At 51.9% G+C, this 25,458-nt stretch carries 24 protein-coding genes and 3 tRNA genes; 19 read left to right on the top strand and 8 right to left on the bottom strand.

Features of this window, described 5'->3' with window-relative positions:
- Positions 1-206: 206 nt before the first annotated feature.
- A tRNA-Arg gene (locus tag FBR45_RS08240) sits at positions 207-280 on the bottom strand.
- Positions 281-523: 243 nt separating this feature from the next.
- Here FBR45_RS08240 and FBR45_RS08235 point away from each other — a divergent pair.
- Together FBR45_RS08235 and FBR45_RS08230 are read left to right on the top strand one after the other, a co-directional pair.
- Positions 524-949 (top strand): BLUF domain-containing protein, encoded by a 426-nt coding sequence (locus tag FBR45_RS08235; RefSeq protein WP_138501025.1) that lies wholly within the window; start codon positions 524-526, stop codon positions 947-949.
- Positions 950-985: 36 nt separating this feature from the next.
- On the top strand, positions 986-1,393 hold the full coding sequence (locus tag FBR45_RS08230; RefSeq protein WP_138501023.1) for a response regulator: 408 nt from the start codon (positions 986-988) through the stop codon (positions 1,391-1,393).
- Positions 1,394-2,169: 776 nt separating this feature from the next.
- Here the strand turns inward: FBR45_RS08230 and FBR45_RS08225 are convergent.
- Together FBR45_RS08225 and katG are read right to left on the bottom strand one after the other, a co-directional pair.
- Positions 2,170-2,424 carry a hypothetical protein gene (locus tag FBR45_RS08225; RefSeq protein WP_138501021.1) on the bottom strand — a complete coding sequence of 85 codons (255 nt, stop codon included), beginning with the start codon at positions 2,422-2,424 and terminating at the stop codon, positions 2,170-2,172.
- Positions 2,425-2,542: 118 nt separating this feature from the next.
- Positions 2,543-4,807, bottom strand: coding sequence for a catalase/peroxidase HPI (gene katG, locus FBR45_RS08220; RefSeq protein WP_138501019.1), 2,265 nt, complete (start codon positions 4,805-4,807; stop codon positions 2,543-2,545).
- Positions 4,808-5,132: 325 nt separating this feature from the next.
- On the opposite strand from katG, the gene FBR45_RS08215 reads away from it, so the two are divergent.
- The 9 genes from FBR45_RS08215 (at position 5,133) to FBR45_RS08175 (ending at position 14,730) form a co-directional block, all read left to right on the top strand.
- Positions 5,133-5,915: a DUF2490 domain-containing protein gene (locus FBR45_RS08215; RefSeq protein WP_138501017.1), complete on the top strand. Its 783-nt coding sequence runs from the start codon at positions 5,133-5,135 to the stop codon at positions 5,913-5,915.
- A gap of 193 nt (positions 5,916-6,108) precedes the next feature.
- Entirely contained in the window at positions 6,109-6,618 is a 510-nt protein-coding gene (locus FBR45_RS08210; RefSeq protein ID WP_171044852.1) for an ester cyclase, read from the top strand.
- Positions 6,619-6,694: 76 nt separating this feature from the next.
- Positions 6,695-7,234 carry a hypothetical protein gene (locus FBR45_RS08205; protein WP_138501013.1) on the top strand — a complete coding sequence of 180 codons (540 nt, stop codon included), beginning with the start codon at positions 6,695-6,697 and terminating at the stop codon, positions 7,232-7,234.
- A gap of 272 nt (positions 7,235-7,506) precedes the next feature.
- Positions 7,507-8,079: a carboxymuconolactone decarboxylase family protein gene (locus tag FBR45_RS08200; RefSeq protein ID WP_138501011.1), complete on the top strand. Its 573-nt coding sequence runs from the start codon at positions 7,507-7,509 to the stop codon at positions 8,077-8,079.
- Between the two features lie 92 nt (positions 8,080-8,171).
- Positions 8,172-10,949 (top strand): TonB-dependent receptor, encoded by a 2,778-nt coding sequence (locus FBR45_RS08195; protein ID WP_138501009.1) that lies wholly within the window; start codon positions 8,172-8,174, stop codon positions 10,947-10,949.
- A gap of 31 nt (positions 10,950-10,980) precedes the next feature.
- Positions 10,981-11,853 carry an MFS transporter gene (locus tag FBR45_RS08190; RefSeq protein ID WP_138501007.1) on the top strand — a complete coding sequence of 291 codons (873 nt, stop codon included), beginning with the start codon at positions 10,981-10,983 and terminating at the stop codon, positions 11,851-11,853.
- Between the two features lie 74 nt (positions 11,854-11,927).
- Entirely contained in the window at positions 11,928-12,482 is a 555-nt protein-coding gene (locus FBR45_RS08185; RefSeq protein WP_138501005.1) for a carboxymuconolactone decarboxylase family protein, read from the top strand.
- Between the two features lie 15 nt (positions 12,483-12,497).
- Complete coding sequence (locus FBR45_RS08180; protein WP_138501003.1) at positions 12,498-13,073, top strand: carboxymuconolactone decarboxylase family protein; 576 nt, start codon at positions 12,498-12,500, stop codon at positions 13,071-13,073.
- 364 nt (positions 13,074-13,437) lie between these two features.
- Positions 13,438-14,730 (top strand): DUF3179 domain-containing (seleno)protein, encoded by a 1,293-nt coding sequence (locus FBR45_RS08175; RefSeq protein ID WP_138501001.1) that lies wholly within the window; start codon positions 13,438-13,440, stop codon positions 14,728-14,730.
- A 983-nt stretch (positions 14,731-15,713) separates the two neighbouring features.
- On the opposite strand, the gene FBR45_RS08170 is transcribed toward FBR45_RS08175, so the two are convergent.
- A tRNA-Pro gene (locus tag FBR45_RS08170) sits at positions 15,714-15,787 on the bottom strand.
- 60 nt (positions 15,788-15,847) lie between these two features.
- A tRNA-Ser gene (locus FBR45_RS08165) sits at positions 15,848-15,934 on the bottom strand.
- A gap of 166 nt (positions 15,935-16,100) precedes the next feature.
- On the opposite strand from FBR45_RS08165, the gene FBR45_RS08160 reads away from it, so the two are divergent.
- From FBR45_RS08160 to FBR45_RS08125, 8 genes are all read left to right on the top strand, one after another.
- Positions 16,101-17,063 (top strand): vWA domain-containing protein, encoded by a 963-nt coding sequence (locus FBR45_RS08160; protein ID WP_138500999.1) that lies wholly within the window; start codon positions 16,101-16,103, stop codon positions 17,061-17,063.
- A gap of 51 nt (positions 17,064-17,114) precedes the next feature.
- Complete coding sequence (locus tag FBR45_RS08155) at positions 17,115-17,804, top strand: tetratricopeptide repeat protein (RefSeq protein ID WP_138500997.1); 690 nt, start codon at positions 17,115-17,117, stop codon at positions 17,802-17,804.
- A gap of 16 nt (positions 17,805-17,820) precedes the next feature.
- Positions 17,821-18,996: an acetyl-CoA C-acyltransferase gene (locus tag FBR45_RS08150; RefSeq protein ID WP_138500995.1), complete on the top strand. Its 1,176-nt coding sequence runs from the start codon at positions 17,821-17,823 to the stop codon at positions 18,994-18,996.
- A 73-nt stretch (positions 18,997-19,069) separates the two neighbouring features.
- A complete protein-coding gene (locus tag FBR45_RS08145; RefSeq protein ID WP_138500993.1) occupies positions 19,070-20,014 on the top strand; it encodes a phosphoribosylaminoimidazolesuccinocarboxamide synthase in 945 nt (314 codons plus the stop codon).
- Positions 20,011-20,427, top strand: a complete 417-nt coding sequence (locus tag FBR45_RS08140) for an STAS domain-containing protein (RefSeq protein ID WP_138500990.1) — start codon at positions 20,011-20,013, stop codon at positions 20,425-20,427. Before FBR45_RS08145 ends, FBR45_RS08140 begins: the two co-directional genes overlap by 4 nt.
- A 9-nt stretch (positions 20,428-20,436) precedes the next feature.
- The gene (locus FBR45_RS08135) at positions 20,437-21,387 is read left to right on the top strand and encodes a ribonuclease Z (protein ID WP_138500988.1); all 951 of its coding nucleotides are present in this window, start codon (positions 20,437-20,439) and stop codon (positions 21,385-21,387) included.
- 44 nt (positions 21,388-21,431) lie between these two features.
- Positions 21,432-22,241 carry a diadenylate cyclase CdaA gene (gene cdaA, locus FBR45_RS08130; RefSeq protein ID WP_138502023.1) on the top strand — a complete coding sequence of 270 codons (810 nt, stop codon included), beginning with the start codon at positions 21,432-21,434 and terminating at the stop codon, positions 22,239-22,241.
- A 50-nt stretch (positions 22,242-22,291) separates the two neighbouring features.
- Entirely contained in the window at positions 22,292-23,047 is a 756-nt protein-coding gene (locus FBR45_RS08125; RefSeq protein ID WP_138500986.1) for a porin family protein, read from the top strand.
- A 79-nt stretch (positions 23,048-23,126) separates the two neighbouring features.
- On the opposite strand, the gene FBR45_RS08120 is transcribed toward FBR45_RS08125, so the two are convergent.
- From FBR45_RS08120 to FBR45_RS08110, 3 genes are all read right to left on the bottom strand, one after another.
- A complete protein-coding gene (locus FBR45_RS08120; RefSeq protein ID WP_077919952.1) occupies positions 23,127-23,534 on the bottom strand; it encodes a DUF4332 domain-containing protein in 408 nt (135 codons plus the stop codon).
- A 65-nt stretch (positions 23,535-23,599) separates the two neighbouring features.
- On the bottom strand, positions 23,600-23,782 hold the full coding sequence (locus FBR45_RS08115) for a hypothetical protein (RefSeq protein ID WP_138500984.1): 183 nt from the start codon (positions 23,780-23,782) through the stop codon (positions 23,600-23,602).
- 121 nt (positions 23,783-23,903) lie between these two features.
- Positions 23,904-25,451 (bottom strand): hypothetical protein, encoded by a 1,548-nt coding sequence (locus FBR45_RS08110; protein WP_138500982.1) that lies wholly within the window; start codon positions 25,449-25,451, stop codon positions 23,904-23,906.
- Between the last annotated feature and the right edge of the window lie 7 nt (positions 25,452-25,458).

Raw genomic sequence — 25,458 nt, 5'->3', positions numbered from 1 at the left:
ACGAGTAAGCATAATCGGGTTGGGGTTGTAGCAGAGTCGGCGTCATAGCGATGTGTAGCTGACTCATTGAGTTTGGGCTACGAAACTGTGAGGTCCGACGCCTAAATTTGTTAGCTTACCTGGTCGATGCCAAAAGCGTTTAGTAACTCGACTTGTAACTCATAAAAAAAGCACCTGACCGTACAGACAAGTGCTTGATTTCATCGTGATCCCGTTTGGATTCGAACCAAAGACCGTCTGCTTAGAAGGCAGATGCTCTATCCAACTGAGCTACGGGACCGGATCTGATTCTCTATCAAGTTGCTACATCGATGGGGAGCAACCCGGTAGACCAGATAATGTACAAAAATACAGTGATCCGCCTGATTTTACAAAAACCGCTCGCTTTAATAGGCTGCAAATAGCATACAACTATTCCCGTCAGTTGGCAAAAAATGGTATATGATTAAAGTCATATCATATACTAATAGTAATCAGTTCATAGAAGGTTAAGTATACGCTGTTTTGTATAAAAATACATCTGATGGACTACTGTATTGTCTACACGAGCTCGGTGACGTCGCTTCTGTCTGCTGCTGAGTTGGACAAGATCAGGCACCAGAGCCAGCTGAAAAATCAGTCACTAGACATTACCGGTATTCTTCTTTACTTCAACGGCTGCCTGATTGAAGTGCTGGAAGGGCCGGAAAAATCGGTAAAAGAGCTGTTTAAAAAGATTACCCATGATCCAAGACACAGTCAGCTTATCCAGCTATACGCCAGTCCGATCAGGCAACGATCGTTTCCGGGCTGGTTCATGGGCTATAAATCATTATCATCCAGTGAGTTTGAGCAAATTAGGACGATCATCCCTTTTATCAACAATCCGGCTGCCGACGTTGATACCCGACAGGAGAACGTTATTATTACCTTAGTACAGCTTTTTTATAAAAATAATTATCGGAATTAAATTATATTGTCTTACCAATTTAATCGAATCCACCGTATGCCTCTTTCCAGAAACCCACTTATTTACGTAGTCGATGATGACCCGGACGAACATTATCTACTACAAAGCGTATTTACCAACAAATATGCCTCCTGTAATCTGCGCTGCTTCAGCCACGGCCGCGAACTACTCACCCAGTTGACCCACCAGCTCGACGGACATCTTCCCGATCTCATTCTGCTCGACCTGGATATGCCCGTACTGAACGGACACGAAGTACTACAGGTATTGAAAAACGATTCAGACTGGCAGGGTATCCCCGTGATTGTACGTACCTCGTCGGTAAAACTAGCCGACATAAACCGGTCTTATGAACTGGGCAGCCGTGCCTTTATCGTAAAAAACAGCAGTTATCGTCAACTAGCTGAATGGGTTAGTGATTTAAGTAATAACTGGCTCAACTAAAACATGCAAGTAACCATACCAATAATACAGATTTAGTACTATCCGTAACTTGTTAACTTAAGAGTAGCCCAAACCATCTGGTTTGGGCATTTTTTTAAATAAATATACTTATTTAAAAAACTTTACAAACTATACGTAGTTTATCTTCGTATGTATATCTATATGCGTGAAAGACGTGATTTTCCGCGCCTTACAATTTGCAATATCCAGCCGCCCTGCTCTTATGCATTGCGGCTTTTTTTGTAGTGTTTACCTATAGGTTAGAAAGATTGGCAGGCAATTTGCTTGTGAATAAGTACTTATGTATCCAACAACTGTCCTGGAATTTCCCCATGCCAGCCCTTTTTGGGGCAGTGTGCTCTATGCATTCTACATCGTACAAACCGTCACAGTAACGGCCCCCGATGACGCAGAGCCTTGTCTTTTTGTGTACAGTTTAAACTAGTCTACTATGAAAAAATAGCTACTACATCTTATTCGATTTCGGGTTAGATACCCAGCGCCTGTCGCGCTTTTGGCTCTTTGCTTTATCCAACTCTTCTGTTTAATCAAGCCTGTTGCAGGAACATACATATACCTGCAGCAGGCTCTTTGTAGGTTTATGTCAACCGGTTCTTTTGACTGCTGGGGGCTACGATCTTCTGCACCGCCCGGCAAAGTTGCTTGTATAGAATCCCAGCTAGTGAAATAATTAGGTATGCCCGGCTTATGCTAGCCGCTTGTTAGGCTTGCCTTGCTGTATTACCTAAGTATACATAACTCGACTCGTCACCTAATTAATCTGCCAAACTGGCCGATGGATAGGCTATAAGCTGGATGGCTCGACAAACCGTTTCGGCTTTAACTCCCATTATGCGTATAGTATGGGTAGTGGGCTGCGCAATAATGGAAATCTGAGCCGGATCCAGCGTTGCATCAAGATCAATAATCGTCTTCTGAAGCCGGGGGATGGTTCCCGAGTATTCTACTTCCAAAGGAACCAAAGTAGAAAAAACCGGACTACACACTGGGTTTGGATAATCAAAGATCATTGTTGACGAGTGTTAGCTGGCATACCTGGTACACCAGTGAGGTAGAACAACAGGTAGTCCGTTGCCAGACTACCTGTTGATGATAACGAACGAAACAAACTTTTCTGTCGGGGCCTAATCAGGCCAGATCGAAGCGGCCAAGATTCATCACTTTAGCCCACGCTGCGACAAAATCCCGCACAAACTTTTCCTGCGCGTCTTCGCAGCCATACACTTCGGCAATAGCGCGGAGCTCTGAGTTTGACCCGAAGATCAGATCAACCCGGGTTCCGGTCCACTTCCGCTCGCCTGTTCTACGATCACGTCCCTCGAAAACGTTTTGGGTTTCGGAAGTCGCTCTCCAGGTTGTTGCCATGTCAAGCAGATTGACGAAAAAGTCGTTGGTGAGCACCCCGGGCCGGTCGGTAAATACGCCATGCCGCGACTGATCAAAGTTTGTGTCCAGCACCCGCATACCGCCGATCAGCACCGTCAACTGCGGAACGGTCAGCGTCAGTAACTGAGCTTTGTCAATCAGCATGTCTTCGGCGGCCGACTTATGACTGGGATTCAAGTAATTGCGGAACCCATCGGCACCTGGCTCGAGCGCATCAAACGATTCTACATCTGTTTGCTCCTGCGAGGCATCCGCCCGGCCTGGTGTGAACGGCACTGTAACGTCAACGCCGGCACTCTTAGCCGCCAGTTCAATCCCAACGCATCCACCCAGCACGATCAGATCGGCCATCGAGATTTTTGTATCTTCAGCCTGCGCGTTGTTAAATTCCCGCTGAATGCCCTCAAGGGTTTTCAGAACAGCCGCCAGCTGAACCGGGTTATTGACTGTCCAGTCTTTTTGAGGTGCCAGCCGAACCCGTGCCCCATTGGTTCCTCCGCGTTTGTCGGAATCGCGGTAGGTAGACGCCGAAGCCCAGGCTGTTGAAACCAGCTGCGATATGGTCAGGCCCGATGCCAGGATTTTACCTTTCAGCTCGGCAATGTCCTGATCGTTGACAAGCGGGTGTGTAACAGCAGGAACCGGATCTTGCCAGATCAGCACCTCGGTTGGCACTTCTGGTCCCAGGTAACGGTCTATCGGCCCCATATCACGGTGCGTCAGCTTGAACCACGCCCGCGCGAATGCGTCGGCGAACTCGTCTGGATTTTCGTGGAAGCGTCTTGAAATCTTTTCGTAAGCGGGGTCTGCCTTCAGCGCCAGATCAGTCGTAAGCATGAAGGGAGCATGCCGGATCGACGGGTCATGTGCGTCGGGGATCGTACCCGCACCTGCCCCGTTTTTCGGCCGCCATTGGTGAGCCCCACCCGGGCTCTTAGTCAGCTCCCAGTCGAAGCCGAACAGGTTATCGAAATACTCGTTGCCCCATTTCGTAGGGGTTGTGGTCCACGCCCCTTCGAGCCCACTCGTGATAGTGTGCGCCCCATGACCGGTGCCGAATGAGTTTTTCCAACCCAGGCTTAGCTCTTCAATGCTTGCGCCAGCGGGTTCAGAACCAACATACTCGCTCGGACTGGCCGCCCCGTGCGTTTTACCGAATGTATGCCCGCCTGCTATCAGCGCAACGGTTTCTTCGTCGTTCATGGCCATCCGACCAAATGTCTCACGAATATCGTAGGCCGCGGCAAGCGGATCTGGATTGCCCTGCGGTCCTTCGGGGTTCACATAGATGAGCCCCATGTGGGATGCACCAAGGGGTTGCTCGAGTTTACGTTCCGGGCCACTGGGGTACCGTACGTTATCGCCCATCCATTCGGTTTCAGACCCCCAGTAGATATCCTCTTCCGGTTCCCAGACATCTTCGCGCCCGCCACCAAAGCCGAACGTTTTGAACCCCATCGACTCCAGCGCACAGTTGCCAGCCAGGATCATCAGGTCAGCCCAGGAAATTTTCCGACCGTATTTCTGCTTAATCGGCCACAGCAGCAGACGAGCCTTGTCGAGGTTCGCATTGTCGGGCCAGCTGTTGAGGGGGGCAAAACGCTGTGCTCCGGAACTGCTGCCTCCGCGGCCATCGCCGATGCGGTAGGTACCGGCACTGTGCCACGCCATCCGGATGAAGAAAGGTCCGTAGTGACCATAGTCCGCTGGCCACCAGTCCTGTGAGGTAGTCATCAACTCAACTATATCCTGCTTGACAGCAGTCAGGTCCAGCGACTTGAACGCTTCGGCGTAGTTGAAACCTTCGTCCATGGGATTTGTCAGAGACGAATGTTGCCGCAGTATGTTCAGCCGTAACTGATTTGGCCACCAGTCGCGGTTTCGCGTTCCACCACCAGCGCTCTTGTTCAGTTCTCCGTTCAGGAAAGGGCATTTGCCTACTGTATTGACGTGACTTTCATCGTTAACGTCCAGCGCAGTAGTGTCAGGACTTCCGTTGTTTCCCATTATGATAGTGTTTAGTGGTTTGACGAATCAAATTTACAGGAACCTTTATATAGCACCAATCTATTGTTTTTATACTGACATAGAATAAATCTATAAATATACCTAACTCCACGGAGGCACCATCGAATGCATATCCAAATACTTTAGCTGTATTACAGACGCCCGCTTTCATTGATTGACATGATGCAACCCGGCGTTATGCATCCTATGTAAAGACGCCCTACGGACAAACGAACTATTATATGAAAGTTTATGGTCTGGGTATTTTTACTGGCACGGATGTTGACCAAACCCGTGTAACTAGTATGTCTTCAGGGTATCTCGTATGCGATATGTTTCACTGCTTTATATTCTTTTTTTAACCTCCATCTGCCAGGCACAGGACTGGTTTTTTTTGGGCGCTTTTCCGACCGTATCTCAGACGGGTAGCCTTTCGAAAAAAATTCAGTATAACCTTTACGCATCCGCTACCTACGATACGTACCGCCTGAATGCGGATTTGAATCAATATCCGTCAACAGCGCTTCAGTATTACGTGCAGCCCAGCCTAAGTTACAAATTGACCAAGAGCACGCAGCTAGGTGTAGGGTATGCCTACGTAAAACATAACTTGTTTGGGTTACGCGTAAATGAAAATCGTATCTGGGCGCAGGTCCTGTCTACCCATCCAGTCCCACAATTAGGCCAGTTGCGAATGTCGCACCGGCTACGGTACGAAGAGCGTTATCCGATCAACAAGAGAACCAATCAGTGGTCGTACGCACAACTATTTCGCTATCAGGTAGGATTCAACTATCCGCTTTACAACCCGAACGCACAAAAAACAGGACTCTACGCGGCCGCGTCAAATGAGATGTTCCTTTGCCTCTCTGGGGCAAAAAATAGCCCTATCAGTTCTAAAAACGCATTTTACGGCGAAGACTGGATATATGCAGGGCTGGGCTACAACACAGGAAAATACGGAAAACTAGAGCTGGGCTATTGCTACCAGAATCTGATCAGGAATCGGGCGCAGGATCACCGCTATTTACATCTGCTCCAATTCACCTGGGCTACTAATTTTGATTTGTCAGCAATTGGCATCTGGTTCTACACACCCGTACATTGAGCATCTTTTCTCTCTGCCGTAGAAGTTGCATGAAGCTTTGAAGTACCTGGCTATACACGAAATTCGTATTGCACTTGGCATGAATTCTGTTTTGAAAAGAAGGGATGGTCTACATGGTCTCAATTTAATTGATGCTCTAGGGCTGCCTACAACTTAAAAAAAGTTTATGCATTTTATAAAACACCTGCCAGTCTTGCTGGGTCTGCTGACGGGCCTGCCTGCTGCTTCCGCTCAATACGTTGCGCTGAATACGGGAGTCGCTCAAAAGAATGAAGCTCTCATCCGGAAGAACAACGCACTACCGGTTAATTCTACCAATGGTAAAGTAGTAGTATCGTTTTTCAACGCCCTCCTCAATGCCCGTGATGTGGCTTTTCTGAAAACTATTGTCACTGACGACGTGCGGTTCCGCAACTCGCTCGGCGTCACGGTACAGGGGATCGACGGTTTAACTGCCATGATGGGCAAGTTCGATAACACTTTTGCAGGATTTAGAATTGAAATTACCGAGGTTGTGGCTGAAGGCGAGGTCGTGTTTCTGAAAGGTAATTTTATGGGCACACATAGTAGCGCGTTCATGGCACCGGCCGCTACTAACCAACCCTTTACAGTGCCCGGATTTGCCAGGTTTACGTTGCGTGGCGGGAAAATTATCGACGGATTTGCTGTGGCCGATTTTTACCAGATCACGAAACAACTTTAACAAACCAGCGAAAGAAGGCCCTGGCTTTGTTAAAAATTAGTATTATTGTTGGAAAAAATTTACCTGCCACAGCCGCGTGAAGAAGGCAATATCGATCGGTTTGTTTAGCTTACTCCTGCATCACATGCTGGCATATGTGCTGGTGTGCGTAGGCACGTGGTGGCAGGCTGAACACGATCTGTCCCAACGGCTGCAGGTCTACCGTTCGGTCGATAGTCTGGTAGAATTTCAGATTCCCCTCAAAGACAAACCTGACGAAATCACTATTACCCGTACTACCTCGGACGGATTCACGTACCGAGGGCAGTATTATTCGGTGGTGAGCCTAAGCATAGAGCATGATACCTTATACATTGCCGGTCTTCAGACAGATAGTAAATCATTCTGGCAGAGTGACCTGCTATCGTTCATGCAGGAGAATGTAACAGGGAAAAGCGACTCGCCTAAGAAAGCCAATACGTTGCTGAAGTTTTTATTGAAAGAGTACTCCCCTTCTCCACGAATTACCTTCTGTTTCGATTCACCTGGTTGGTATACTGATATTCGAATTCCTGAAAAATCTTCCCTGTTCGACCAGTTAGCTCTCCGGGTCTCGTCTCCCCCGCCCGAAGCTTAACGCGGATTTCAGGTTCTTTTTCTCCCCTCAGAAGCCAGTACTGGTTGTTGACTGTATTGTCATATCCGCTTAGGACGAACCGTATCCGTATCAATCCCCCAAACCAGCACTTCTTTTACATGAACGATTTCTCAAATCGTTCAGGCTGTTTGCTGTGCGCTTTCCAGGCGTATAGGAACGGCGTGCCATTGATTGATTGACATAATCACGTAGTCTCTTGCTACTCGCATACGACGTGGCAGCTGAGACTACGCTCAATACTGCATTTACTCATGCCACATATTCCTTTACCGGATCATTTACTCGGTATTACGGGCTTGCTCGAATACCGGCTCGATACGGCTATGCCAATTCGGGAGCTGACCCAGCTTCTCTTGCGGGGCGAGTCGACGCTGACCCAGGGTGAGCGCGAATTGATTGCCGTCCTCGTTTCGTCACGCAACTGTACTAACTTTTGCAATGCTGCCCATACAAAAGCAGCCGACCTTCTGCTGGGTGAGGATAAAACAGCCGCTGCGGTGAAAGCCGATATTGAAACAGCGCCCGTCAGCGAGAAGATGAAAGCGCTGCTGCAGATTGCCGCTCTGGCGCAGAAATCGGGCCGGGCTGTTACGTCCGAAGCCGTTACCCGCGCTCAGGCAGCCGGTGCAACCGACCGCGAAATTCACGATACGGTGCTCATCACCGCACTGTTCTGCCTCTACAACAAATATGTCGATGGCCTGGCTACGGTAACGCCTACCGATCCTGCTTATTACGACACATTGGGGGATCGCATCGTGAACCGGGGTTACAACCGTCCACCGGGTGGCTATCCGGCTCCACAACCAACGCATAACGAATAATCAGTCTCTGTTCAGCCCACTTCCATCTTCCGGTACGCGCTATGCCTCCGAAAGATGCGGGGCTGCGTAAACGCTCAAAAGCATTTTAACTCATGAAAATTTATAAATATGCCCTGCTTTATGCATGGCTCTGGCTCATTAGTACCGTAACAGTAGCACAGTCGGTAAACGTAACCGGCTCCGTCGTCGACCCCATTACGAATAAACCGCTAATCGGTGCAACCGTTTCCGTCAAAGGACAAACGACAGGTGGCATTACGGATAACAATGGCAAATTCAGCATTCCAACGAATCGGAAAGGGGCAACTACGCTCCGCATCTCCATGGTTGGCTATGAGCCTCAAACGATTTCGATCACCGATCCAGCTCAACCCGTAGCGATTCAGCTGATGTCGGCCACCAGCCAACTCGATGAGGTGGTGGTAGGAGCCTCCCGCGTTGAAGAGCGTCTGGTTCGGGCGCCAGTCACGATTGAAAAGATGGACGCCCGGAGCATTCGAGAGACACCATCAGCTACGTTCTACGAGGGGATCAACACGTTAAAGGGCGTCGATATGGTCACGAGCGGCCTCACGTATCGGCAAATTAACACACGGGGCTTTGCCAGTACCGGTAACAGTCGTTTTCTGCAACTTATTGACGGCGTAGACAATCAGCCCGCCGGCTTCGGGTTTTCGGTGGGAAACATGTTTGGTTTGAGCGACTTAGATGCCGAAAGTGTAGAGCTGGTACCGGGTGCAGCTTCGGCACTCTACGGTCCGGCGGCTTTCAATGGCGCACTGCTGATGACCAGCAAAGATCCGTTTGTACACCAGGGACTGAGTGTGCAGGCTAAAGTGGGGGTCAACCACATCAACGATCCGAACACGGGTGCTGCCATCTATAACGACCATGCTATTCGCTATGCCAAAGCCTTCGGCAATCGTTTTGCGTTTAAGCTCAATGCGTCATACATGTGGGGGCTCGACTGGTTTGCCACCGATTACTCCGACGTAAACCAGTCTACACCCACCGATCTTCGTGGAGTCCAAAATCCAGCCCGGAATGCGCTCAACGTATATGGCGACGAAGTCGTCAGAACACTGACTGGCGCGGGGCAGGTGTCGAGAACAGGCTATCTGGAGAAAGATCTGACGGACTATAACGTGTATAGCCTGAAGTTGAACGGGGCGATGCATTACCGGATCAGCCCGAAGCTGGAAGCCATCTACGCGTTCAATTACGCCAAAGGAACAGCCAATTACACCGGCTCTAACCGTTTCTCAGTCAACGGATTCTCGCTCACCCAGCATCGACTGGAATTGCGGGGAAAACAGTTTTTCGTACGCTGGTACAGTAATGCCGAAGACTCCCATGATTCCTATAACACACGGTCGCTGGGTCAACAGATTAACCGGACATGGGTACGTGACCTGAACGGTACTGTCGTTACGCCTGATAAAGCCGATGATACCTGGTTTAGCCGCTACTCAGCCGCCTATGCGGGCACGATCCCAAACGTGAGTGGTAACGATCAGATAGCGGCCCGCGCATTCGCCGATCAGGGTCGGCTGATCCCCGGAACTCCCGAATACGAAGCTCAGAAGAACCGCCTGACGGCAATTCAGGGTCTGGCAGGGGCAGGTATTCTGAGTCAGACCAGCATGTGGCATGCCGACGGACAGTATAACCTGACGTCTATGCTCAACAATAAAGCAGACGTGCTCGTTGGGGGCAATTTCCGTCAGTACAGCCTGTTCACCAACGGGACGCTATTCGATGATAAAGGCGGTCGGATCCTCTACCACGAATACGGTGCATTCGCTCAGCTTAGCAAAGCATTTCTGGCCGACAAACTTAAACTAACGGTATCGGGCCGGTACGATAAAAACCAGAACTTCGCGGGTTATTTTACGCCCCGTGCCTCGGCTGTTTTTTCGGCAACTGACCGTCATCATTTCCGGGCCAGTTACCAGACAGGCTTCCGCAACCCCACGCCTTCCGATCAATTCATTAAACTCAATGTGGGCCCTATCACGATTCTGGGCGGGGCGCCCAGCAATAGCGCAGGCATGAACGTGTACGAAAATGCCTATACAGCCGCCAGCGTGAATCAGTTTGGGGCCGGTTTCGGAGCTGATGTGAGAACGGTGGGGGCACAACAGGCTCTCCTGAATAACAAAGACAAGCTCCAAAAAGCGAATGTGCCATACATCGGTCCCGAACGTGTCAACAGTGTTGAAGCTGGCTACCGCGGCCTGCTCAGCAGCAATTTGTCGGTCGATGCGAACTACTACTACGGCGTTTATACCAATTTTATTCTCAACACGGTCGTGTTACGTCCCAACAGTCCGGTATTGGGATCAGATGGGAAACCCAATGCCGCAGCCGCGCAGGATATTCTGAACGGCAGGGTGCAGGCGTTTCAGCTGTATACCAATGCCTCCGATAAAGTATCGGCTCAGGGCGCTACGCTCGGCCTAACCTACCGTACGTCGGCTGGCTACCAGATCGGAGCCAATGGTACGTGGTCGTCATTTGACATTCGAAACGCTGACCCCAACAACGTAGCGGCTTTCAATACCCCCCGCTTTAAGACCAACGTCACGCTCGGACACCGCCATGTTGCCCCAAACCTTGGCTTTACGGTTGCCTGGCACTGGCAGGAAAGCTTCGACTGGGTCGGTTCGTTCAACGCGCTCATTCCCGGACGCGTACCCGCTTACCACTTGCTCGATGCGCAGGTCAACTACCGCCTGCCATCGCTAAAAACGGTGCTGAAACTGGGCGCCAGCAATCTGACCAATCAGTATGTGGTGCAGGCGTATGGGTCGCCGGCGGTGGGAGGACAGTATTATGTGTCGCTGGTCTTTGATCAGGGTCTTCGTTAACCGAACCAATCATGGAAGCAACTATAACTAAATCCGATACGGTAGAAGCCAGGCGGGCGTTGGCGGTGTTTTACTACTGACAACAGTCTATTTATCTGAAATCTGGCCCGAAAAAGGGCGGGCAGTCGTGCTGGGTGTACTAGCTGTTATGTTTCCGGTAGGAATTGTAACCACGGGTGGCTTGAATGCTGGGCTGGTTCCCTGGCGACAAGCGTTTTGGCTGGGCATAATCCCCGTACTGGTGGCCGTCCTGATGCTGGTTAAATTACCCGAATCGGCTAACTGGAGTCGAGCCCGCCTTATGCCCAAGCCCGAAAAATCCTGGACCCCATCCGACCGAGCCAATCTGCTGACGGGCGTATTAATTTTTGGAGCAGTCCTGATTGGGTTGTGGGGTACGTTCTCCTGGATTCCGACCTGGGTACAATCGCTGCTACCTGCTGGGCAAACCGGAGGCCGGGAACGGGGGCTCACCATGATCCTGCTTGGTATGGGTGGCATCGTTGGCGGACTTTTGTCAGGCAGCCTGATCGAGCGACTTGGCTCGCGAACAACGCTGTTGGTAACCTTTGCGGGATGCGCGGGCGGCTGTGCGCTACTATTTCTGTCGAATCGTCAGTTCAGCCCGATCATCTATGCCGAAACCGCCTTCGTCGCCTTGTTTTTCGGCATCAGTCAGGGCGCGTTATCGAGTGTTATCCCGGCCTTGTTCTCGGTCCGTATCCGGGCAACAGCGGCAGGCATAAGTTTTAATGTAGGTCGTTTTTTCACGGCGACAGCCGTGTTTTTCGTCGGTACGATGGTTGCTGGTTTAGGTGGCTTTGGCCATGCGCTACTGGTCTTCTCCGTCGCTTTTCTAGTGGCCTGGATGGCTGTTTTTCTGCGATACAAACCCGCTTCCTAATCTAATCGCGGCCCCAGCTCATCTCCCAGCCACTCGGAATCAACCGCTTTTCATCCAAATCCAAAGTAACGCCAATGCCTCATATTCAACTCAATAACGACGCCCCCGGCATACGCAGTCTGGTTATGTATCGGCCAGATACGGGCAAACCACTTTACGAACTCGCTCAGGCGTTGCTCCGCGCGGGCTCAGCCGACAGCACCCTGTCTGACGCCGAGCGGGAGCTGATTGCAGCTTTTGTATCGAGTCAGAACAGGACCTTTTTTTGCCAGCAGAGCCACGCGGCCGCAGCCCGCTACCTGTATGGCGAGCAGGCTCCTGTGGTCGATCAGACGCTGGAGAACCTGGAAACGGCTCCTGTTTCTTTTAAGCTTCGCGCCTTACTGACCATTGCCCAGCGTGTGGCGGACGACGCCCGGACTGTAACGGACGATGTGGTAGAGGCTGCCCGGGCAGAAGGCGCTACCGATGGCGATGTTCACGATACAGTACTGATTGCCGCTTCTTTCTCGATGTATAACCGCTATGTCGATGGCCTGGCAACACTGACGCCCGATGACCCAACGGCCTATACCGCCATGGGCGAGCGTATGGGAACTCTGGGCTATGTACTACCCAGGCCAAACTAAACCAGAATCAGAACGATGCCTCATATTGATTTTGCACCCGGACTACCGGGTATCCGCGGCCCGATGGCCTTTAGTCCCGAAACGGCCCGCCCCCTTAACGATCTGGTCAACGTGCTGTTACGCACGAATGCGAACCACCCCGATTCCACGCTCAGTGAGGGGGAACGAGAACTGATTGGGACGTATGTATCAGCCCGTAACGACTGTTTTTTTTGCCAAACCATTCATGGATCAGTGGCTAGTCACCATCTGGGTGATACAGACTGGTCATTGGTTCAATCGGTAAAGCAGGACTACACCCATGCCCCTATTTCAACGAAGCTAAAAGCATTGCTGGCCATTGCCGGTAGCGTACAGCAGGGAGGCAAGTATGTGACAGCCGGGCAAATTGACAAGGCCCGGGCGGAAGGTGCTACCGACCGGGATATTCACGACACGGTGTTGATTGCGGCCGCATTTTGTATGTTCAACCGCTACGTCGATGGGTTAGATACCTGGGCACCTGAAAGCAGGGACTTATACCAATACCGCGCGCAGAAGGTCGTCGAGTACGGCTATACCCACGAAGATCCATACATGCCACCCGCTTAACTATGCTGCTGTTGGATCAGACCTCCTTTGTTGTTTTTATCACCGGTGAAACCTGCCTGGGTTATCCATCGCCGTAGCGCTAAAACATCCAATGGAAAAGTACCAGCGGAGGTTTTGCTGCCGGGTATCCTGATCATTGAGAAGCAAGCCCGTTCACCTTGTCGTTCCCCTGGCAAATGCACGTGGCTTATTTCCCGGGTCCATTGGCAAGCAGCTAAACCGCTTCCAAGGAAAAAGCAGATTTAATACATAGTATTGAATCGGTTCACTTATTCATCATAGGTTAGATTGCGTGCTCCCCACCGGTCTTAGCTGGTGGGGACATTATCTTCCTCACATTCAACGTCATCATCGAATTACCAATATGGCAAATCTCCCCGTTCGTGACGAATCAGAACATACCGGACCTACCCCGGCTTTACAACAACCCGTTACGCCGAGGTTGGCAAAAACGCTCGTCGGGTTCGTGTGCCTCCTGCTTGGGCTGATTGGACTCGAAGCCGCCCGTGTTTATTTCATAATGCCGTTTCCGGGTAGCCAGTTAGATGACACAGCTAATCTGGATCGGGTAAAGATCACTTATTGGCTCCACCAGTATGGCTCCTGGCTGCGAGGGGCAGGTATTGTAGTTATACTGGTGCTGGCGTACCAGCTCCTATTCAAATCGAATCGAATCGGATACCGCTGGCTGATAGGGTCAAGCGCAATTGCATACGGAGCAGTCCTCTACATGGTCAACAGCAAGATGATGGCGGATCAGATGTTTCGCCAGCCTATTCACAAGTTGATCGTTCCCTTAGAGCAGAATAAAATACCGCTGAACAAACTGGTACTGGGCTACGCAGCAAATGGCAAGGCCACGGCGTATCCGTTGCAACTGATAGGCTACCATCACCAGGTGCGCGATACCGTTGGCGGTATGCCGATTATGGTCACCTACTGCACCGTTTGTCGAACCGGTAGGGTATTTAGTCCGCTGGTCCGCGGTCAGGCTGATGAGTTTCGATTGGTGGGTATGGACCATTTTAACGCCATGTTTGAGGACAGCCGTACGGGTAGCTGGTGGCGGCAGGCAACCGGTGAAGCCATTGTTGGCCCGATGCGTGGAGAAATACTGCCCGGCCTGACTGCACAGCAAATGACCCTGGGCGAGTGGGCCGTCAGCCACCCCAACACACGCGTATTACAGGCAGATTCCACTTTCGCAGACGAGTTTGCGGCTATGAAAAACTATGACAAGGGCCTATCCAAAGGCAAACTCACCCGCCGTGACTCAGCCTCCTGGAAACCGAAGTCGTGGGTAATTGGGGTTCAGCAGGGGGTAGTTGCCAAGGCCTATGACTGGAATCTGCTGCAGGAAAAACGGGTGATCAATGACGTGGTTGGCGGAGAGCCTCTGGTGCTGATGATGGCTCCCGACAGCGCGTCGTTTGGTGTATGGGATCGGCGAACTGGCGGACGGTCGCTGAATTTTCGCTACGCCAACCGCCGACTGACCGATTTAGAAACGCAGTCGGTCTGGACGTGGCGTGGGCATTGCATTGCCGGCCCTTTAGCCGGGCAGCAGCTCGGGTCCATTCCGAAAGCATACCAGGAATTCTGGCATTCCTGGCAATCATTCCATCCGCAAACCAAACGCTACAACCTTAAACACTAACAGAACTTAGTAGACGTAGACCGGGCAGGCATGTACCAGGTTACCCATTATTTTGAGTCGGCATGTGTTTGGTTCGATCATTTGCCGACTTCTCTCTTGAACACGAACATTCACCTGTTGATGAACCCCTCAACGGCGATAAACTGGCTGAATGATACCGGCACAGGCTTACTTGGCGGAGTTCTCATTCCGGCTCGAAGTGCATAGTACGGTGGGCAACTTACCTGGTCGACTCCCTAAAGGCCGGGCTTGAAGTCAGCCAAAACAGCATTTCAACCGAAGCTGTTTTGTGACGAGTTTACTCTGCAATCTGGGATAAGTGCGATAACCAACCGCCCCTTGGCGGTGTAGCCTGAATTGCACGATGTCCAGGAGCGATGTACACCTGATTTTATATTAATGAACTTCTACAAGAAGCTACGTAGAGACACTCAGGATCAGAACTAAGTATTGTTATGTAGCAAGGTTTCGATAACGAAAATGATTTCAGCTTCAACCAGTAAACAACCAATCAATAAAGCGATTGATGAAAGCTTTTTTTCATACAACATGAACCGCATGACAACACCATAAACTAATAAGAGAGGGCCTGAAAACAGGATGGCAAAATAGACAATCCAAGTATTAGGTGGCGAGTGGGGCGACAATCGCATCCACAAGCCATATAAAATGGGAATAATAAGTAAGAGCAGAACCACAGAAGCGTACGAAGAGCGAACCATCGTTTCTGTTGTATAAGTGTGATTATATTTAGAAGCCTAAATGCTTTAAAACCTTCTGTTTCTCCCGAACGCTCCAGACATAGTAAACCACATAAAGGTTGGCTGACGTCTCAACTAAACGGGCTGGCGTGTATGGATACTCGTTTTTGTTACCGGGCTTCATGCCGTTTTTTCTGTGCCAATTGCTGCCAAAAAACTGCCAATACGTATAGCTAAAAAAGAAAAACCGCCCAAATCTTGCGAAATAGACGGTTTTTAGTGTCGGGGTGGCAGGATTCGAACCTACGACCTCCTGCTCCCAAAGCAGGCGCGATACCGGGCTACGCTACACCCCGAGTTGTTAATTTCTAGTAAGCCGTAGCAATCAAACTAGAAAGGTACTACACTGTATTCTGCGGAGAGAGAGGGATTCGAACCCTCGGTACCGTTACCAGTACGACAGTTTAGCAAACTGTTCCTTTCGGCCTCTCAGGCATCTCTCCGGATTTTTTACAACTGCTTCCGGCTTGTTGGAGTGCAAAGATAGAGCCATTCTCCGTTTATGCCAATAGCTAGCTCAGAAAAATCTTTGCAGAATCGCTAATTTTGCTCCTCTTTGCGCCTATTGGCCCTGATTACCAGTTCCGGCAGCATTGAAAAAAAATTTAAATGAACTGGTTATATTCATTCTCAACGACCGAATACCTGTTTACAGGACTATTTGTGTGCCTGTACGCTTTCTACATCTGGCGTACATTTCGACTCGCCCGTCAGCTGGGTACGACAGCCTGGGGCGTAGTTCCCAAATTTTTCTTACGCAGCAGCTACCTGATTCTATTGATGATTGCCCTGCTTGGCCCATCTTTTGGCGAAGCCAGTGCCGATCTGATTACCAGCGGACGCGATGTATTCCTGATTATCGATGTTTCGCGGTCCATGGATGCCGACGATGTAGTACCCACCCGGCTCGAGCGGGTCAAGTACGATGTACAACAGCTGTGCGATACGTTAGCTGCCGACCGTTTTGGCCTGATTGTGTCCTCTACCGAGTCGTTTGTGTTGTCGCCACTCACCGCCGATCATGATGCTATCAGGCAGTCGGTTCGCGATGTGCGGACTACTGTTTCGCCAACGGGGGGCACCAATCTGTGCGAGGCTATCGAACTGGCCCGGCAAAAACTGCTGACCGACCCCTCGACCCGTCAGAACGCCAAGGCTATTGTTATTTTTAGCGACGGCGAAAACTTCAACACCTGCGATCGTACGGCCATGGCCCGGCTTCGTACGTTTCGGATTCCGCTGGTGACCATGGGCGTGGGTACGGAGGGTGGCGCATCAATCCGACAGGGCCGGGATTTTATACGTGACGCCGACAGGCAAATTGTACGCAGTCGGCTGAACAGAAGCTTTTTACAACGCCTGGCGCTCGAAACGCAGGGGCGTTACATAGAAGTAGAAAGCCAGGATCAGCATATTGACGAGCTGGCCAGCTACATGCGGTCGTTACAGGGGCGGGTCGTTGACCAGCAGCAGGTGGCCGTATCGACCAACAAATATTACTACTTCGTTCTGGCAGCGCTGGTCCTGATTCTGTTTGATCTGATCATAACCGTACGGACGTTTCGGCTGTAGGGTGGTCTCAATCTTTCGTCTTATTTTTGGACTCCTGTTTGTTCGTAGCGTATGATCTATGTGTTGATGATTGCCTGGCTCTGGTGGAGCGAGACCGTGCCGGTCAACCAGATTTCGTTAAATAACCAGGCCCGGCAGGAAGCGGAATCAGCTTATCGGGCGGGCCGCTACCAACAGGCCCTTAGATTATATGTCTTTCTTAGCCAGGCCACTTCAACTGCCGATCCTGCCGTCCGGCTTAACCTGGGCCACACGTACTTTCAGCTGAGACAATATAAAAAAGCAGGTCAGCAGTATCAGACGTTACTCGACTCAGACCAGTCTGCTCTGCGTACGGTAGCCGCTACCCAGCTGGGCATCATTGCCTGTATTAACCACGACAGTACGGCGGCTCTGACCCTGTTTCGCCAGGCGTTGCTTGAAGATTTCACGAATGAACCGGCGCGGTATAACTTTGAGTTGGTAAGTAACCGGTATACTCCGCGTCCACCTTCCAAACAGGTGTCGGCTAAATCGACCGCCGAAACCCAGCAACAGGCAGATCAACCGTCTATGGGCAATGGTCAGGTAGAACGGTCGTCGCGGCAGGATGATCTGCTCCGACGCTTCAGGCAACTGAACCTGACGCAGGATCAGGCGCTTCAGCTGCTCGATGCTATGCAGACCGATGATTTACCGTATGCGCTGACGCGATCAGCCCGACGCGTCACAAGCCCGACAGCGGGGGAAAACCGCTGGTAGTAATCACAAACTAACCATGAACGAAGTCGTAATTATTTCCGCTGTCCGAACCCCGATTGGGGGATTTGGTGGGGTTTTGTCTTCCCTCTCGGCTACTGACCTTGGTGCAGCCGCCATCCGGGGAGCGCTCAGCCGGGCCGGTGTGCAGCCCGACCAGGTACAGGAGGTCATTATGGGGAACGTTGTCTCGGCCAATGTGGGTCAGGCCCCGGCCAAACAGGCGGCTCTCAAGGCGGGCCTCCCGGCCACCATTCCCAGCACCACGATCAACAAAGTATGTGCATCCGGCACAAAAGCCGTTATGCTGGCGGCACAGGCAATCCAGCTTGGCCAGGCCGACGTCGTGGTGGCGGGCGGCATGGAGAGCATGTCGAACACCCCGTATTACGTGCCTAGAGCCCGCTTCGGCTACAAATACGGGAATGCCGAACTTGTTGACGGGCTGGCCCGGGATGGACTGGTCGACGTCTATGATCAGTGTGCGATGGGGGTCTTTGCCGACCGAACCGCGCAAACCTACAGCATTAGCCGAGAGGCTCAGGATGCGTATACGGTGCAGTCGTATCGGCGGGCCGAAGACAGCACCCAAACCGGACGGTTTGCAGCGGAGATCGTTGCCGTTGAGGTGGCTGGTCGTAAAGGCTCTGTAACCGTCAGCGAAGATGAAGAGTACAAGAACGTTATTTACGATAAAGTACCAACGCTGAAGGCCGCCTTCACTCCCGACGGTACCGTAACGCCGGCCAGCTCATCGCCAATCAGCGACGGAGCCGCTGCGCTCGTTATCATGAGCCAGCGCAAAGCCGATGAACTCGGACTAAAGCCACTGGCGCGTATTTTGGCCTATGCCGACGCTGAACAGCAACCCGAGTGGTTTACAACCGCTCCCACCAAAGCCGTACCGCTGGCGCTGGAGCGGGCAGGCCTGACCACGGCCGACGTCGATTATTTCGAAATCAACGAAGCATTCGCCGTAGTACCCCTGGCATTTAGTCAGCTGCTGGAGGTGCCTCAGGAGAAACTAAACGTGTTCGGTGGTGCCGTATCGATTGGTCATCCGCTGGGCGCGTCGGGGGCCCGAATTGTGACGACGCTAACCAACGTGCTGCAACAGACCGAGGGCCGCATCGGTGCGGTCGGTATCTGCAACGGCGGAGGAGGAGCGTCAGCGCTTGTCATCGAAAAACTATAAACGGGTTTTGGGTCCGGTGTTCCCTGTAGTGAACCTTTCCACTCCACCGGTCCCAAAACCGACTATGTAACCAATGCCCATTCAGGAAACCAACTTCCATTTTCCCGGCCAAACGGGATTTTACCGCGGCAAAGTCCGTGATGTGTATTCGTTCCCGGACCGTTTGATCATGATTGCGTCCGACCGAATTTCGGCCTTTGATGTCGTTCTGCCCCGCCCCATTCCTTATAAAGGACAGGTTCTGAACCAGACCGCCGAGTATTTTCTGCGGGCCACCGCCGATCTGGTTCCCAACTGGTTACTGACGGTTCCCGATCCCAACATCAGTGTGGGGCTGCGCTGCGAACCCTATGCGGTCGAAATGGTAGTACGGGGGTACCTGGCCGGACACGCCTGGCGGCAGTACCGCGATGGTCACCGCATGCTGTGTGGCGTTGCCCTGCCCGACGGATTACGCGAGAACGACCGGCTCCCCACGCCCATTATAACCCCCTCAACCAAAGCCCACGAAGGCCATGATGAGGACATCAGCCGCGAAGAAATCCTGAGTCGGGGCATTGTCCCGGAAGGTGATTACGTGCAGCTGGAGCGGTACGCCCTGGCGCTCTTTGAGCGGGGTACACAGATGGCTGCCGAGCGCGGTCTTATCCTGGTCGATACGAAATACGAGTTCGGGAATCTGAACGGCACCGTGATCCTGATCGACGAAGTCCATACCCCTGACTCATCGCGCTATTTTTACGCCGATACCTACGAAGAGCAGCTTCGGTCAAACCAGCCTCAAAAACAATTGTCGAAAGAGTTCGTTAGAGAATGGCTTATCGCGAACGGTTTTCAGGGTAAAACCGGCCAGACCGTTCCGACCATGTCCGATGAGTGGGTAGACCAGATTTCGGGGCGGTACATTGAGTTGTTTGAAACCGTAACGGGCCAGACGTTTCTGCGCGCCGACGAGACTGACCCACTTAACCGGATTGAAACCAATATTCTGAAGACCCTTACTGATACAACCCTATGAATTATACCATTGAAAAAAACGAGCAGTACGCCCTGATTCGCCTGAACGAAACAGCCCTGGGGGGTGAACTGCCAACGGCCTTCGAAACCCTCAGCCGCAGCCTGTTTCGTGAAGGATACAGCAATATTATTCTGGACATGGCTTCGCTGAAATTCATCGACATGGCAGGCATCACGGCGATACGAAAAATAAACCGTCAGTGCACGAATGAAGTTGGGTTATTGGTACTCGTTACGAAAGATGACGACCTGATCGAGCTACTCGACTCAGCCGGCGGTAGTGACCTGACCATTCTGCCCACGGTAGAGGAAGCCATCGATGCCGTATTTATGAACGAATTGGAAAACGATTTTCGCAGCGAAGACGACGATGAGTACGACGCCGGGGGCAGCGTCGGTCGCGAGGAAGCCTAATCTAACCCTATGCCCAACCAAGTTTCAGATCATTCCAGACCCGCTCATTTGCCATTTACGCTCACCGTGCTGGGCGCCGGTTCGGCCACGCCCAGCCTACGGTTTCATCCAACAGCCCAGCTGCTAACGGTTGGCAATGATCACATATTGATCGACTGTGGCGAAGGTACGCAGCTTCGATTACTCGAACACCGGATACGGCCGGGTCGACTGCGGTACATCTTTATTAGCCACCTCCACGGCGATCACTACTTCGGGCTGGCCCCGCTCCTGTCGACGCTCAATCTAAGTGGCCGAACGGAGGATCTGTACCTGTTCGGCCCCAGAGGACTCGATGACGTATTGACGACCATTTTTCGGGTGTCTGATTCTCGGTTGGGCTACAAACTCCACTTCCAGGCGGTTGAGCCTGACCAGTCGGCATTGCTGCTCGATCATCCGCTGGTAACGGCAGAATCGATCCCTCTGCAGCACCGGATCAGTTGCACAGGCTACATCTTTCGGGAAAAGCCCCACAAGCCCCACCTGCTTCGCGAAAAACTGCCGGCCGATGTCCCGATTGAGGTGTTGAAGCGACTGAAAGAAGGACAGGATGTGCTGGACGAAAGCGGACAGGTGCGCTACGCTGCGGCTGAGTACACCGCGCCGGGGCCGGAGCCGCGCTCCTACGCTTTTTGTTCGGATACCCGGTACGTTGAGGAGCTAGTGCCGCAGCTGCAGGGGGTCAGCCTGCTTTATCACGAAGCCACGTTCCTGGAAGATAACGCCCTGCGCGCGGCTGAAGTGTATCACTCCACGGCTCGCCAGGCAGCTACCATTGCCGCAAAAGCCGACGTAGGCCGGTTACTTATCGGTCATTTTTCGTCTCGTTATAAGCAGTACGAGCCGTTCTTGGACGAAGCCCGTACCGTCTTTCCCGAAACTTACCTGGCTATAGAAGGCGAGACACTGGCCGTTTAAGCCGCCGGCGGCCTACCTTTACAGTTGCTATGTACTTATTCTTTATGCTGGGGTTCAGACTGGGCTTTCTTGAGATTGGCTGGCTAGACCTGCTCGACATGGGCCTGGTAGCCTTGTTGATCTACCAGATTTATAACCTCGTTCGGGGCAGTGTGGCCAGCCGGGTGTTTATCGGCTACCTGCTGGTTTACCTGGCTTACCTGCTGGTAAAGGCACTCGGCCTGAACCTGATGACCACCATACTGGAGTATTTTATCAGTGTGGGTGCCCTGGCGCTTATCATTATTTTTCAGCAGGAGATTCGGCGGTTTCTGCTCTACATCGGCAAGTCGACCAACCTGACCAACAGCCGATGGATTCGCCGTTGGCTCCTGCGTCAGCCCCTGCAGCCCGATCACCAGACAGCCCTAAAGCCTGTTCTCGATACCTGTAAAGCGCTAAGTACCGAGTTTTCGGGGGGCTTGCTGGTTCTGCAGAAGAATGACGATCTGGAGAAGTTTATCCAGTCGGGCGAGATCATCAACGCCGATCTGTCCAAATCGTTGCTGCTGGCCATCTTCAGCCAGTACAGCCCCTTACACGATGGCGCCGTGGTAATCAGCGACGGACGAATCCGGTCAGCGCGCTGCATTTTACCCGTATCCAACGATGATGAACTACCGCCGGCGCTGGGGTTCCGGCACCGGGCCGCTCTTGGTATGAGTGAAGCCACCGATGCCGCCGTTATCGCTATTTCGGAAGAAAGCGGCCGGCTTGCGCTGGCCATAAACGGCGAATTGTTTACGAGCCTGAGCCTCTCTGAGCTGGAAAACCGGCTGGACCAATATCTACGCGAACCCCGAATCGGGCACTAAACCATTACCGACCATAGCCGGTTGAGTGAATTACCATCAGTCAATACGCTATGAAAAACACGATACTACGGCTCAGCTTTTGTCTGGCCTTCCTGCTGCTTTCCGGGCCAGCTGTTCACGCCCAGCTCCGGCTCGACCTCGAATCGGGTCTTGTCCTCGGCACTCCTTATAACGAAGTACGTATCCCCAATACGGGCGGAACTCTCGTTGACTTACCGACCGAACTGTCGGCTAAACCAACCGCCTTTTACCGTGTTCGACTGGGTTATACCATTAACAACCGACACACGATCTCTGCGTTATATGCTCCCCTTACGGTTCGTTACGATGGGGCTTTCGATCGGGATGTGTATTACAATGGTCAGATTTTCCCGGCCGGGCAGGCCACCCGGGTCAACTATACCTTCAACTCATACCGGCTAACGTATCGGTACGATATTGTAGCCGACGAACGCTGGCGAGTGGGTTTGGGCTTCACAGGCAAAATCCGGGATGCCAATGTTCAGTTTACGAACGAAACCAGCAATCGGGATACGAATTTTGATAACCTGGGGTTTGTGCCGCTCATTAACTTTTATGTCAGCTACCGGCCCACGCAACGGCTGGGCCTGCTGCTGGAGGGCGATGCGCTGGGGGCCAGACAGGGCCGGGCCGAGGATATTTTTGCGGGAGCTACCTACCAGCTCAGCGATGCCTTCGGTCTGAAAGCCGGCTATAGGGTCGTTGAAGGCGGTGCTAACGTCGATACGATTTATAACTTCACCTGGATCAACTACGCATCGGCCGGGCTGCTCATAACCCTGTAAACGAAACTCGTCCTGCGGAAAGCCGATCCGATCGATCTTCCGCAGGACGAGTCAGTATCATCCGGGCGCGTCGCTGCCGTTAGTATTCCAGCATACCGGGCAGGCTCTTGGCCTGTTCAACAAAATCGCTTACCTGTTCTACAGATGGCGGACGTTGTGTAAACTGTCGTTTCTTGTTAATCTCAATCAATTTTGCATGCAGATTGTTGGGCGACCGCTGGGCCAGCTCCTTCACCGTATCCACCCCGGCTTCTTCCATCAGATCACTATACACCCGACCAATGCCTTTGATTCGGGCCAGATCTGCCCGATTGGCCAGTTCCAGAATAGCGGTTGCATCGACACCAGCTGCTGAAGCCAGCGTTTTTCGACCGCCCGGGGTTTTTGCGGCTTCCAGAAGCGCGTCACTGTCGCCTAAACCTTGCCCTTTCAGGGCGTTTAGAACGGCATCCGTAATACCGCGCAGTTCTCCTAACGTAACACTCATTGCAAAAAGAGGATATGGGTTAAACAGAGGTAATCGACCCGACCTTCAGGCCGCAGAGTACTTTTTCAACGAACAAGGTACTTTCTTCGGGTATCGTTTAAAAGAAATTTTTTCTGAGCGGTAAAGCTGTCCGGATGCAGTTGAGCGTACTCCCGCTCCCAGGCTGCATAGCGTTCTGGCTCTTGCTCCCGGAACCGAATGGCATCTATCTTCTTCTGTAACAAATAGTTATCGAAGAGTTCATTCATTTTATTTAGTCTTTATCAAAGCAGTTAATTCATTGTGACATCAATCCCGGTCCGCCCAGTGTGGGGCGTAAAGTTAATCTACTTACTGTTTAGATCAAGAGAAGCAGTCGGCGCTGGTTCATTATGCCCAGACGCCTGCGGAATGATCTGACCGCTGTATTAGCCAGGTCAATGACGTACTGAACGCCCCCAGGTAGATGCCCAACCCCATCACGTTGACTATATGCCCGAAAAGTAGCGCTGACAATGTCAGCGTGATGAGCAGTAACCAGTAATGAGACTTTTCAATGAACACGCTGTTCAGTATGTCGCGGGTGGCATGACGCACATAGTGAATCGTTGTGCGCTGTGCCTCACTGGCGAACCTATCTGGCTGGCCAGTGGTCTGCTTACTGGCGGCAGCCCGATGTATCTTGGTTCGTACCAGCAACCAGCTTATTCCGCCAAATGCGAACAAGAGAAAACACAGGTATTCAAACTGGATGTGGTGGTTGCCAATAACCAGGTTCAGGTAAACATTAATCAGTAGCAGAGACCCGTGCATCAGACCAAATGCGGTCATATGCTTGTCGCGCTCGGCATCCTTAAAAACACCGATCCAGACAATCGTTCGTTTACCAGCCTGGCGCCCCTGCTTAAGCAAAATGTTTGTCAGCAGACGGCCCCGCGGACTTGTAACGAATCCAACATCCTGCCGCAGAAGAGCCATTGATTGAGACGCATCGGTCAAGCGCGGGGCGTCGGAACGGAGATTACCCAGCCATATCAACGCCTTTTCCAGCACATTGACCGAATCGCCGGGACTTTCCAGATTCAGTATGTCATCATCGGTGAGAAATAACTCAGGAATGAATGTAGACAAACCCCAGGCGGTGTTAGACCCATCGTCCCGGCGCTCTCTAAACCATATCCCAGTTAGCGGTGGCTCCAACCGATGGGTGCGCTGATAAAGAACATAAGGCAGACTTACCGAAGCCCATCCGTTTGGCAAGGGACGCTGGTCGTCAGGAGCTGTCATGAGCTGATAGTTAAAAAATGTACCTCCATATGCGGTATAATCGACCAGGCCACCGTCCAGATCAGGCCCGAACAGGTTAGGCCAGGCGGGTTCAGCCAGATCGTAGTCAGGGAGTAGACTGCGAGCCATCAGTAACTTATGCTGATTATTGAGACGGTTCAGGGCCTGTAGTAAGCGACCATCGGTGATCGAATCGGTTGGCATTTGAAACTGAACATCGCAAACCACCTGATCGATTTGACTGCCTATGCTATCCTGCCCCAGCCACTCCAGCAGATCGGCTAGTTTCTGACGGTCGGTAATGACCTTTTTTCCATTGGCATCAGCATCCTCATCGCTGCCACGACTGGGCACCAGCGCAATATCCCGCGTTACGTCAAACATCAGGAATTGATTTTTTTTCATGACCGGGCCGATCCGATCTGGTTTGAGCAGGTCACTGACAGGCCGAAGCAACGTCATAGCGGCTGCCTGCTCTGTCCAGAAATAAGGATACCGTACGCCGAGAAACAGGGTTAGCAGGGTCAGCAGGCAGGCATGAGCCATGATGAATATCCACTTAAATACGGGATTTCGTAACCGCTCAACCACGAAGAATGCCAGCACAAAAGCACCGGCAAACACGATGAGTGACAGAATAATATCTTCCATGAAAAGC

Origin of the sequence: Spirosoma lacussanchae, from assembly GCF_005870035.1 — a bacterium.
GTDB lineage: Bacteria > Bacteroidota > Bacteroidia > Cytophagales > Spirosomataceae > Spirosoma > Spirosoma lacussanchae.
This window is presented reverse-complemented; position numbering and strand designations above follow the sequence as displayed.

Excerpts from the sequence above, each read along its gene's own strand:
- FBR45_RS08225 (WP_138501021.1), bottom strand. The coding sequence starts at position 2,424 with ATGATCTTTGATTATCCAAACCCAGTGTGTAGTCCGGTTTTTTCTACT.
- FBR45_RS08180 (WP_138501003.1), top strand. The coding sequence starts at position 12,498 with ATGCCTCATATTGATTTTGCACCCGGACTACCGGGTATCCGCGGCCCG.
- FBR45_RS08125 (WP_138500986.1), top strand. The coding sequence starts at position 22,292 with ATGAAAAACACGATACTACGGCTCAGCTTTTGTCTGGCCTTCCTGCTG.
- FBR45_RS08120 (WP_077919952.1), bottom strand. The coding sequence starts at position 23,534 with ATGAGTGTTACGTTAGGAGAACTGCGCGGTATTACGGATGCCGTTCTA.
- FBR45_RS08235 (WP_138501025.1), top strand. The coding sequence starts at position 524 with ATGGACTACTGTATTGTCTACACGAGCTCGGTGACGTCGCTTCTGTCT.
- FBR45_RS08215 (WP_138501017.1), top strand. The coding sequence starts at position 5,133 with ATGCGATATGTTTCACTGCTTTATATTCTTTTTTTAACCTCCATCTGC.
- FBR45_RS08195 (WP_138501009.1), top strand. The coding sequence starts at position 8,172 with ATGAAAATTTATAAATATGCCCTGCTTTATGCATGGCTCTGGCTCATT.
- FBR45_RS08140 (WP_138500990.1), top strand. The coding sequence starts at position 20,011 with ATGAATTATACCATTGAAAAAAACGAGCAGTACGCCCTGATTCGCCTG.
- FBR45_RS08115 (WP_138500984.1), bottom strand. The coding sequence starts at position 23,782 with ATGAATGAACTCTTCGATAACTATTTGTTACAGAAGAAGATAGATGCC.
- FBR45_RS08200 (WP_138501011.1), top strand. The coding sequence starts at position 7,507 with ATGCCACATATTCCTTTACCGGATCATTTACTCGGTATTACGGGCTTG.
- FBR45_RS08175 (WP_138501001.1), top strand. The coding sequence starts at position 13,438 with ATGGCAAATCTCCCCGTTCGTGACGAATCAGAACATACCGGACCTACC.
- FBR45_RS08230 (WP_138501023.1), top strand. The coding sequence starts at position 986 with ATGCCTCTTTCCAGAAACCCACTTATTTACGTAGTCGATGATGACCCG.
- FBR45_RS08145 (WP_138500993.1), top strand. The coding sequence starts at position 19,070 with ATGCCCATTCAGGAAACCAACTTCCATTTTCCCGGCCAAACGGGATTT.
- FBR45_RS08150 (WP_138500995.1), top strand. The coding sequence starts at position 17,821 with ATGAACGAAGTCGTAATTATTTCCGCTGTCCGAACCCCGATTGGGGGA.
- FBR45_RS08110 (WP_138500982.1), bottom strand. The coding sequence starts at position 25,451 with ATGGAAGATATTATTCTGTCACTCATCGTGTTTGCCGGTGCTTTTGTG.
- FBR45_RS08185 (WP_138501005.1), top strand. The coding sequence starts at position 11,928 with ATGCCTCATATTCAACTCAATAACGACGCCCCCGGCATACGCAGTCTG.
- katG (WP_138501019.1), bottom strand. The coding sequence starts at position 4,807 with ATGGGAAACAACGGAAGTCCTGACACTACTGCGCTGGACGTTAACGAT.
- FBR45_RS08135 (WP_138500988.1), top strand. The coding sequence starts at position 20,437 with ATGCCCAACCAAGTTTCAGATCATTCCAGACCCGCTCATTTGCCATTT.
- cdaA (WP_138502023.1), top strand. The coding sequence starts at position 21,432 with ATGCTGGGGTTCAGACTGGGCTTTCTTGAGATTGGCTGGCTAGACCTG.
- FBR45_RS08160 (WP_138500999.1), top strand. The coding sequence starts at position 16,101 with ATGAACTGGTTATATTCATTCTCAACGACCGAATACCTGTTTACAGGA.
- FBR45_RS08155 (WP_138500997.1), top strand. The coding sequence starts at position 17,115 with ATGATCTATGTGTTGATGATTGCCTGGCTCTGGTGGAGCGAGACCGTG.